Annotated in this window: 1 protein-coding gene; it reads right to left on the bottom strand. The window is 70.8% G+C overall.

From position 1 onward, the window contains the following. On the bottom strand, nt 1-610 hold a 610-nt coding region (locus J3P35_RS21910; RefSeq protein ID WP_210466886.1), incomplete at both ends, for a malectin domain-containing carbohydrate-binding protein.

Below are 610 nucleotides of genomic sequence, written 5' to 3'. Positions count from 1 at the left end.
GAGTTGGAAATGACCTCAATGGCGGAGACCAGGGCGTTGTCGACCAGGCGGGCGAAGGCGATGTTGAGCGTGCCGTCGGTGACGTTCACCGTGAAGCTCTCCACGGCGGCCGCCTTGCCCGCCCCGGCCTTGGCCACGATGTCGTAGGCGCTGAGCACCTTGCTGCCCTCGATGCTCACGTCGAACACCCGCTTGCCGGCCGCCGTCCAGTACAGGTCGGCGAAGTGCAGCACCACCTGGTACTCCCCGCCCTTGACGGGGATGTTGTAGGAGAAGGCGGTCCCGAACCGGTTGGAGCGGTAGATGGCGTCGTCCCCCGTCCCGGCGATGGCGTCGGTGGTGGGGCTCTTCTTGGACCCGCCCGAGGCGAAGGCGTCCGCGGCGAAGACGCCCCGCGAGGTGGTCTCCTGCGGCCCGCCGGCGTTGTAGCGGTAGGCCTCCCCGGAGGAGGTCCCGCCCGAGACGGTCAGGCTGAAGTCATCCGTGGCGCTGCCGCCCTTGCCGTCCGAGGCCGTCACCCGCACGGCCAGCGTGCCCGCGTCGGCCGCCGCCGGCGTGCCGCTGAAGGAGCGGGCCGCCCCGCTGAAGCTCAGCCAAGAAGGCAGCGCCC

Source organism: Rufibacter roseolus (assembly GCF_017916365.1).
Lineage (GTDB): Bacteria > Bacteroidota > Bacteroidia > Cytophagales > Hymenobacteraceae > Nibribacter > Nibribacter roseolus.
Note: the sequence above shows the minus strand (reverse complement) of the source record. Positions and strands in the feature narration are given on the sequence as shown.